At 33.4% G+C, this 9,336-nt stretch carries 12 protein-coding genes; 3 read left to right on the top strand and 9 right to left on the bottom strand.

The annotated features are described in order from the left end of the window. Window positions 1–250: 250 nt before the first annotated feature. Complete coding sequence (locus tag ACFVR1_RS19450) at window positions 251–697, bottom strand: TnsA endonuclease N-terminal domain-containing protein (RefSeq protein WP_387586345.1); 447 nt, start codon at window positions 695–697, stop codon at window positions 251–253. Between the two features lie 366 nt (window positions 698–1,063). Between ACFVR1_RS19450 and ACFVR1_RS19445 the strand changes: the two genes are divergently transcribed. Both ACFVR1_RS19445 and ACFVR1_RS19440 read left to right on the top strand, forming a co-directional pair. Beyond that, window positions 1,064–2,455, top strand: a complete 1,392-nt coding sequence (locus tag ACFVR1_RS19445; RefSeq protein ID WP_387586344.1) for a catalase — start codon at window positions 1,064–1,066, stop codon at window positions 2,453–2,455. Between the two features lie 453 nt (window positions 2,456–2,908). After that, entirely contained in the window at window positions 2,909–3,112 is a 204-nt protein-coding gene (locus ACFVR1_RS19440; protein WP_151700216.1) for a hypothetical protein, read from the top strand. Window positions 3,113–3,442: 330 nt separating this feature from the next. Here ACFVR1_RS19440 and ACFVR1_RS19435 read toward each other — a convergent pair whose 3' ends face one another. The 7 genes from ACFVR1_RS19435 to ACFVR1_RS19405 all read right to left on the bottom strand — a co-directional run bounded on the left by ACFVR1_RS19435 (window position 3,443) and on the right by ACFVR1_RS19405 (window position 8,567). Next, a complete protein-coding gene (locus ACFVR1_RS19435; protein ID WP_387586343.1) occupies window positions 3,443–3,862 on the bottom strand; it encodes a GNAT family N-acetyltransferase in 420 nt (139 codons plus the stop codon). Between the two features lie 194 nt (window positions 3,863–4,056). After that, window positions 4,057–4,572 carry an ankyrin repeat domain-containing protein gene (locus ACFVR1_RS19430; RefSeq protein WP_387586342.1) on the bottom strand — a complete coding sequence of 172 codons (516 nt, stop codon included), beginning with the start codon at window positions 4,570–4,572 and terminating at the stop codon, window positions 4,057–4,059. 21 nt (window positions 4,573–4,593) lie between these two features. Beyond that, window positions 4,594–4,773: a hypothetical protein gene (locus ACFVR1_RS19425; RefSeq protein WP_387586341.1), complete on the bottom strand. Its 180-nt coding sequence runs from the start codon at window positions 4,771–4,773 to the stop codon at window positions 4,594–4,596. 98 nt (window positions 4,774–4,871) lie between these two features. Beyond that, window positions 4,872–5,336: a tetratricopeptide repeat protein gene (locus ACFVR1_RS19420; RefSeq protein ID WP_387586340.1), complete on the bottom strand. Its 465-nt coding sequence runs from the start codon at window positions 5,334–5,336 to the stop codon at window positions 4,872–4,874. A 725-nt stretch (window positions 5,337–6,061) separates the two neighbouring features. Then, complete coding sequence (locus tag ACFVR1_RS19415) at window positions 6,062–6,835, bottom strand: ABC transporter permease (RefSeq protein WP_387586339.1); 774 nt, start codon at window positions 6,833–6,835, stop codon at window positions 6,062–6,064. After that, window positions 6,822–7,796 (bottom strand): ABC transporter ATP-binding protein, encoded by a 975-nt coding sequence (locus tag ACFVR1_RS19410; RefSeq protein WP_387586338.1) that lies wholly within the window; start codon window positions 7,794–7,796, stop codon window positions 6,822–6,824. Before ACFVR1_RS19410 ends, ACFVR1_RS19415 begins: the two co-directional genes overlap by 14 nt. Before the next feature lie 219 nt (window positions 7,797–8,015). Then, window positions 8,016–8,567 (bottom strand): DUF3888 domain-containing protein, encoded by a 552-nt coding sequence (locus tag ACFVR1_RS19405; RefSeq protein WP_387586337.1) that lies wholly within the window; start codon window positions 8,565–8,567, stop codon window positions 8,016–8,018. A gap of 36 nt (window positions 8,568–8,603) precedes the next feature. Between ACFVR1_RS19405 and ACFVR1_RS19400 the strand changes: the two genes are divergently transcribed. After that, window positions 8,604–8,918 (top strand): DUF3221 domain-containing protein, encoded by a 315-nt coding sequence (locus ACFVR1_RS19400; protein ID WP_387586336.1) that lies wholly within the window; start codon window positions 8,604–8,606, stop codon window positions 8,916–8,918. 208 nt (window positions 8,919–9,126) lie between these two features. Here the strand turns inward: ACFVR1_RS19400 and ACFVR1_RS19395 are convergent. Continuing rightward, window positions 9,127–9,336 (bottom strand): hypothetical protein (locus tag ACFVR1_RS19395; protein ID WP_387586335.1); only part of this gene is annotated, 210 nt, incomplete at its 5' end.

The following is a 9,336-nucleotide window of genomic DNA, read 5'->3' as shown; positions in this document are numbered from 1 at the left end:
ATTTGGATATATGTTGAATTTGGAATACAGCACCAGCAAGAAATAATCCAATTCCCAATGAGAGGATAGAGCTTCTCTTCATTTATTTTCCACCGTATCTATATAGCGAAAGAACCCTTTTAAAAAGTCATTCCTTATTTCACTAAACTGCGTCGTTAGCTCAATAAGAAAAAATGTTATACTCCTTCTTGAAGTAAAGCACCCGTTAGTTTAAGTACATCCTTTCACAAACTCTCATGATTTTTTGGAATTAATTTTCAGGGGAAATTGCTAATAATATAAAGATACCCCACTCTTTTGAATCACATCCAATAATAGGAGAACCTAAGATGAGATTATAGATATTTAATGAGATCGCTGCAAATAAGAAAACGCAGAAACTATATTTTTCTACCCAACCAAACACTCCAGTTTTTTTATAGCCACTTTCTTGAATGTTCATACCTCGAATAATAAAATGCATATTATTATTTTCTGCATACCTTAAAGTTGCATCAAATTTTTGTTGGTTTTTCTGTTCTGAAATTTCGCTACTAAATTTTATTTCTACAATAACTTTTGTACCATATTCATAAATAATTAATAAATTAGGTATATACTTTTTACCCATGTTTTCAAATCTATAGTCGATGCTAAAAGGCTCAACCAGTATTGTTTTTACATTATATTTTTTTCCTGGTTTGAGTGGTAAAATCAAGCAGTAGAGCTAGAAAAAGAAAAGTGGGTTGAATATAACGAATTAACATTCTAATTATTAATAACATAAAGACGCTTAGAGAATATTTCTCCAAGCGTTTTTTTCTTTTCTAAGCTCCAATTAGTTTAATAAAGTCATCATTATAAAAGATTCTCATCTATCGATAATTCAAGTCCTTGATGTGTGTTTTTCGTTAACTAGTGTTTTATTCACATTTCAGTTCAATTTCACTTTTTACAATTCCCTGAAAAATGCTTCTAACTTTAAACTATATTTCTAATGAATGCTGAAAATAAGATACATATTCGAGTCTTAAAAATCATATATAGTAACGATTGATGGAAATTAATTTTTGGAGGTTTTGTAATGAATGAAGAACATCAAAAAAAAAGGCAAATGCTATTAGAGGAAAGCCATTATGAGAATCAAGAACTCTCCAATTGGACTGATGATGAGCTGGCTAAACCTCATTCCCAAACGATCGGGTCTGGGGGACCTGTACTGGAACAAGATGGTGTACTACACGAAACCTTACAAGAATTTATTCATGAAAAGATTTTAGAAAGACCTGTTCATGTAAAAGGATTTGGAGCATTTGGTTATTTTCAAACGATATATTCTATGTCCGAACATACAAAACTGAATTTTTTACAAAATTCTTTTCAGACAGTTCCTGTTACGGTTCGTTTTTCGTTAGCTGCCGGTACGAAAGGAACACCTGATACCTCTAGAAATGTGCGTGGCTTTGCTACAAAATTTTATACAGAAGAAGGCGTTTTTGACCTTTTATGTAATCACATTCCTGTCTTTTCTGTTCGTGATGCGATACGATTTCCGGAATCTATTAATGCATTCTTACCTTCACCAAAAAATAATTTAATTGATCCTGATAGGTTTTGGAGCTTTGTAGCAAGAGCACCTGAATCGATTCATTTTGTTGTACGTTTATTCTCTAATGCTGGTACGGTAAAAAGTTATCGCCACATTTCAGGACATAGTGTAAATACATATGTTTGGAGAAATGAACAAGGAATTAGAAAGTACGTTAAATATCACTGGTACCCATCTGAAGGTGTACAATACATTGGTCGTGAAGAAGCAAATAGACTAGCCGCTGATAATCCTGATTATGCTGGTAAAGATTTATACGATGAAATTGCGGGTGGTAAACCGGTGGAATATAGCTTATATGTCCAGCTCATGGACCCAAAGGATGAAGCTAATCTTTCTTATGATCCTTTAGACGATACAAAAGTATGGGATGAAAAAGAGTATCCCCTAATAGCAGTAGGCAATATGGTATTAAATAAAAATCCTGATAATTATATTGAACAAGTAGAAAAAGTAGCCTTTTCACCTTCTAATTTACTAGACGGCGCAGAATTATCATATGATAAAATACTTCAGGGCCGTGCCAATATTTATAGTGATTCTCAAAGAAGAAGAATTGGAGCTGAATTTCGTAAATTACTGGTCAACCAACAGCAAAATTGGACACCAGCTAATCAAATTACAAGTGGAGATGGAAGATATATTGAAGGCAAACTAGAAAGAACTTCTATAACAAAGCAAGATGATTTCGGGCAAGCTGGTGAATTCTATACGATGTTAACTCAAATAGAAAAAGAACATCTTGTCGAAAATTTAGCTAGTGATTTGAAAGTCATATCTGATGATATTAGAAAGAAAGTTATGGAGTATTTAAATAAGGTATCATCCGACTTAGCAAAGAGAATTGAGATTGAAATGAAAAAGTGATAAGTAGAAAAAAAACGTTATTTTTACTATTAAAAATGACGTTTTTTATATAAAATTTATTAATTTGCTTCCCACTAGTCGAGTAGAAGGGAACCTCTAACCTGCCCCGTTAGTTAAATAAGTAAAAAAGGCTTTACTCCTTCTTGAAGTAAAGCGCCCGTTAGTGAAAAGCGTCTCTGATTAATACAGAACACCACTCGCATAGCCATTCTTTGTGGGGTATGTAAAAAGGAATTAACGATTAACGAATATCTACACAATATAACTTGTTCTTATTGTAATACAACTTTTAACGCTAATTGTTCAAAACACTATAACAAATATTTTGACATTCCTATAGAACACACTAACTGTTCTATTTAAAAAATCCCCATTTTTTGAATATTAAAATTTATTTATCACTATTAATGTGTTAACATTTCTATGAGTATAGTTAACATAAGGGGTGCTATTATGGTCAAATCATTAAAGGGTCAATTCATTCTTTCATGCTTTACATCATCGATGTTTACCATTTATATTTTTATGCTGTTCAATACACCAATTCAAATAGATAACGTACAGGTAAATATTTGGATATTTGCCGCATTGGCAGCGGTTTTTAATTTAGGTGTACAATCACAAAGGTATTTTCAATCCAAAAAAACAGCACGGTAAAATGGTTGTACAACTACTTTGATGTAATGCTGTTATTTAGTAAAATAAAAGTTAGTTAATAACCAATAGGATCAATGTGGCCAAACTTCAATTTACTTAGCGCTTTTGTTGGTTTGGAATAAAGATTGATTAAAACACAGCTACAAATGCTGATTCTAATAGAAAATCATAACCCCTATTTTGAACAAAGATTGTTCAAAAAGGGGCTATTTTTTATTCCTGTATAGGGCTTTTTGTAATACAGATTGATTATTTCGGTAAGCGAATATTTAACTAAAGCACCCGTTAGTTTAACATCAAAAAAAATAAAACAGGCCTCAATTATTGATTTTATTCATATTCCATAACCCAATATTTTTCTTCTGGTTTACCTTCTTCAACAATTTTCTTCCATCCATTATTCTCATAAAACTTCATCGCTTTTTGATTTTCAGATACACATTTCAATCTTAATGGTTTATTCATTTTTTCTATGGATGCATTAACCAATTGACCACCAACGCCTTTACCCGAGAAATCAGGGTGAACAAATAAATTATGTATAAAATTATCTGGCAGGTACAAAGAAGCGAATCCAAGGATATGAGAATCTTCCTCTGCTAAAATTATATACTCACCTTCAGTATGCTTATCAAAGTCTTCTAAAGTCATTTCTTCTATATCTGCCCAATGAAAACTTTTACGACGAGATTCTAAGTATATCAGTCTTAAATCAGGGTAATCTAATTCACTTGCTACTCTAATATTCATATTTTCACTCTCACTTTCTTTTATATAAATAATAACATATATTTCAATCTATATATATTAGGTTTAAATCTAGGTTTACATTCTTAAACTAAACTGCTCCGTTAGTTCAATAAGAAACAAAAGCCTTCTATGCAGCTCATTGATCTTTAACTAACGCACCCGTTAGTTGAAGAACGATTGAGTTTACAATAAGACTATTTCGCCCCTCCTTGCTCTTGTAGAAAAATAGCGACTTCTTCATTACCATATTCCTTTGCATATGAGAGTGCAGTATTTCCTTCGTCATCTTTTGCATTAATATCCGCACTTCTTTCTATGAGCAACTTCACCGTTTCTAGGTGGTCGTAACAACTTGCAATTATCAAAGGCGTAGTATCGTCATTCGATTTTATTTCAATATAAGCACCGTTCTCTAATAGATATTTAACAACTTGTATATTCCCGTCGGCAGCTGCTTGATATAGAGGTGAATGCCCATTTTCGTCCTTTACATTAATACAGACACCTACTGAGAGAAGTAGTTGAATGATATCTAGCTTCCCTTCCTGCGTCGCCCAGTGAATTGCTGTACGTCCATCTTCATCCGATTCATTCACGTCTATTCCAGAACTGATTAACCGCTTTACTTTTTCCAGTTGACCATAATAAATTGCCCACACCAATTCTCCTCTATACTTCTTTGCTATTTTCATTCTTATTCTTTTTTTCATTATCTGTCCTCCAATTTACTTTTACTTATCATCATCTTCTATTTCGCCGTATTTCTCCAACAATTCACTAATTCCTTTTTCTTTATCTCTTTTTCCATATTGTTTCTCAAACATTTCTCCAATTATTGAATTGTTAATACCTTTAGTCACAGCTACTTTGATAACTGTAAATAGAACAAACAATCCTGCTAGATATAACACAATTGCCTACCCTTACAGGTAGCCTCTTGATTTAACTAAAGCACCCATTAGTTGAACAAGAAAGAAGCACGCTCCGAATTACCAACAGGACTATTATATTATCTTCCCTTTGTTGATTCGGATTTCTCCAGCCAATAATTAGCTTTCGAAGTATCTTTAGCTATCCCAATACCCATCTCATATTTCTTGCCTACGTTAAACATCCCAATTGAATCTCCACTATTAGCAGCCTTTAAATTCAATTCAAATGCTTTTGTTAAATCTTTTTCTACACCTATTCCATTTCCATAAAGATAACCTAAGTTGACCATAGCTGTTGTATTTCCATTATTAACACTTTCTAAATACCATTTTAAACTTTCTTCATAATTAATATTTACATTTATTCCTTCTTGATAATAGTAGGCTAACATTCCTTGTGCTACTGCGTCTTCTTTTTGTGCCAAATCGTGTAACTCTTCAAATGAAAGCTGGCTATAATCCTTTTCCAAATCTAATAAAAGATACAAACCAACAACAGAAATTAAAGTTACAAAAATAAAGATGAAATTTCTCTTTTTCATAATATTCTCCCCCTATTCTATCTTTTTCACTTCAGGCAACCTTATTGTATACAAAAAATGCAAACATTCACAATTTTTATTATATTATTCCTTATAAAGTACTGAACAGTATTTTCCAGATGTTCCATAACAAATCCTTATTCAACTAACCTGCTTCGTTAGTTCAAGAAGAAAAAAGAGTTGCCTAAGCAACTCATGATCTTGAACTAAAGCACCCGTTAGTTTAATAAGAACAGTGACGCCTGTTAAACAATTGCGCCCGGTTGCTAAATAAAACAGAGGTTATTCCCTTTCTTTATCGGCCCATAATACTTTGTATAAAATTACGAGTTCAGCTTCTTCAATAAGGTATTTATCATTGCATGTGGAATGGTTGCAAATATGTTTTCTTCAATAACAGTAAACCCAAATAATATTGCTGTAAGTGAGATCGTAGTCGAAGAACAGATGATTTCTGTTAAAGGTTTCCTAACAGACAGTGCCATTGGTTATAAGGGGTATAGTGTAAGAAATACAGACAATACGCTATATATCGAGATTAGAGGAAGTTCCTTACCTTGTGGAAAAAAGACGGTTCCATTGACATTGAGATCAATATCGAACAGTTCAGTAAGATAAGAAATATTCTAAACCATCGAACTAATCAACCACAAAATTCGGCCAAAATGAAATCACTTGCCGGTAAAGGCAACAGACTGTTTTAACAAGTCCGTTCCCTTTTTCACTTAATAATGCGCAAGCAATCCTTTTTTCATAGCAATTCGTTCACAATAATTGAAAAATAGAAGGCCTAATGTAAGATACACAATCGCGTTAAATCCGAGAATTAAAAAGTCCGCCACTGTAAACTGACTTAATGTGTAACCGTGAATCATCACTTGGCGGACAAGATCTACACCTTTCACAAACGGAAGAAATGCAAAAAATGGTGCGACGGTTAAAGGAATAAACGTTAGAGCTGCTAAAATAAATTGTAGTATTTGTAAAAATGCTGCTACTTGCTTGACGATTATAGAGATTCCCGCAATCATGAACCCTACACCAAACATGCTAATGAGCGTTAATATAAGGATGGGCATAATGGAAATGACGTCTATATTTAACCATTCACCCGTTGTCGCCATTGATAAGTAGAGTAACCCGACAATAATAAAAAAATATATTGCTGTTGTTGCGATGAGTCGTGTCGCCAAAATTCGCCAGACGCCCATTGGAGACATGTAAAGTTGTTCGAGCGTTCCGCGCATTGCTTCGTTTGTTATCGTCCACCCGACACTGTCCATCACCATCATCGCTAAAAACCAAAAAATATAGTTGACTATGGCATATTGGATGTTTGCCTCTTGCATATTCGGGTCGCCAATCAACTGAATTCCCGTAAACATTCCTAAAAAAATGAAATAAAACGTAAAAACCGTTGCAATTGTATTTGGCAAATAACGTTTCAACTCGATATATTCTTTCCGAACATTTGCCTTCAGGAGGTTAGCCCAATACATACTCTTCTTCTCCTTTCACTATTTTCATAAAGATTTGTTCGAAATTTATCGTATCGCGGTCAATCGATTCGACCGAAGTTCCTCCCATTTTGAGCATGTCAAATAACTCGTAAATTTCATCGCTTTTCGTCAGTTGAACTTGGATGATAGGCTGCATGGAATCTGTAATATAGTTATAATCCGGGAATTTTTGTTTCAACAATTTTTGTTGGTGCTCACTCAAAGCGTCCCCGAGTGTTATTGAATATGCACGAACTTCAAATAGCTTCATCAAATTCTCCACTTTATCGTCAACAATGACTTTTCCGTCATTAATGATCACCGTTCGATCACATAATTCTTGAATGACGTTCATGTCGTGCGAGCTAATGATGATTGTTCGGTTGTATTCATCGACAATCGTTCGTAACAATTCGCGCACTTCATACCCAGTTTCCACGTCCAATCCAAGAGTTGGTTCATCCAATAATATGACATCACTATCCGCAAGCATTGCGACGGCAATCGCAAGTTTTTGCTGCATTCCACGTGAAAGTCGATTGACGAGTTCATTTTCCTTCTCTTTTAAATGAAAGCTTGTTAACAAGACTTCAATTTGATGAGAAACATCTTTTCGTGAAGCACCGCGGTTCCCAGCAAAATATTCAAGATTTTCCCTAACCGTCAATCGCCAGTACAAATTCCGATTCCCTTCCAACACTGCACTAATATGCCGCAATGCCACAAGGCGTTTCTCGCGATTGTCCATCCCGCTAATCGTAATTGTTCCAGCATCAGGAATGAGTAAACCGCAAATCATTTTAATTGTCGTCGTCTTCCCAGCACCGTTAGGCCCTAGTAACCCGACAATTTCGCCTTTATTCACTATAAAAGAGATGTCATTAACCGCTTGAATGTATTCCTTCGACTTCCGCTTTTTATAGGATTTCATTAAATTTCTAGCCTCAATAATTGGTTCCATCACAAGCATCCTTTCTACTAAAAATACAACTCTACTCAACTTCTACATGACTATATTATTTCCCTGCTTTTTAAAGTACTCATTCTACTACATATTGAAATAACGCTTTTTGAACAAAAAAAAAGAGACTTCTAAGCGGATTAACAATCTTTAGTAAAGCACCAGTTAGTTGAATAAGGGTACTTAAAGAAAAAGTATATGAAAACTTCTATTTCTTATTTACTGAATAACTCTTGGATTTCTACACATCTTGGTGTAATCTTCATTTTCGTCTAATTTCCTTACTTTCACATCTATTATTACCCATTCAGTGGGAGATTTGTTTTCCACTTTTAAAGTAAACAAATGATACCTAGGCATTATTGCTCTTTCATAGGTTATGAATTGATAGGTTATCTCGTATCTATATGCTTGGTCAGGTTTTGTTTTGACCCTTATAAATTTGCAAAAATCAGATAGGTAAAATTCTCCAAAATAATCTTTAATTGCTTTTAATTCCAACGGTGATAAAAATGAATAAATAATATCTTCAAGAATCATTTCATTACGAAAGCTGCCTGTATCAGCATGTACAGGTGTAATGGTAATAAAGATAATGAGATAAATTATTATAATAGTTCTCCTCAAATTAATACCTGCTTTCTTTCGTACTTTGCAGGTATTTCCCCCCAAAAAATTACTTATATTCTTTTCCGCTTGTTCATCACTTAAAAGATAAGTGACTATAACTTTTCTTATTGAACTATCCTGCTTCGTTAGTAAAATATTCATAGATTAACTTTTCTATTCATATGGCAATAATTCCTCTTGCTGTGTATATTTTTATTATTCCTAATAGCAGGATGTGAGGGTAAGAACGAAAGTTCAAAGATTATAAGAATTAAAGAAGACTTTAGGGGGGAGGTTACAGAGATAAATCTAAATGCATTTTTAATAGAGTATGATGTAGATAAATATATTTCACTAACTGCTGATAATACTGTACTAGAAGAACTTACAATAGGTGATACGGTAATTGTGGAAATAGATGGGGGAGTGGACGAATCAATCCCTCTATTATCATCGGCTAAAAGTGTTTATATTATTGAAAAAGGATTTTCTTATAAAAATAAAAAGAATTAAAAGGTTACCTAATGAGGCAGCCTTTTAATTTTATTTAATATAACCACAAAGTTATTGTCCTTCTTAAACTAACCTGCACCTTTAGTTCAACAAAAAAAAGGCTTTACTCCTTCTTGAAGTAAAGCACAACGTTAGTTGAATAACGTATCTATTCTTTTTTGCCCTTGTTCTAACAAAGCTTTGTACTTGTTAAATTTCTGTTTATCCTTTAAATGCTCTGCAAAATACATTGCTTTATAAAACTTTTCAAATCGATTAAAAATGATTTTTTAATATCAGTTAAAACTTCCTTAATATTCGAGCCGTCAGGTTCTATCCACCAGATATCATTTCGTTCCTTTTCAGCAGGATTATCAAAATGATGGGTGTAAATTGATTGGTCAATGTTACAGAATAAGTGTTTTTGTAGGTGGCATTG

The organism is Psychrobacillus sp. NPDC058041 (assembly GCF_042885655.1).
Taxonomy (GTDB): domain Bacteria; phylum Bacillota; class Bacilli; order Bacillales_A; family Planococcaceae; genus Psychrobacillus.
Note: the sequence above shows the minus strand (reverse complement) of the source record. Positions and strands in the feature narration are given on the sequence as shown.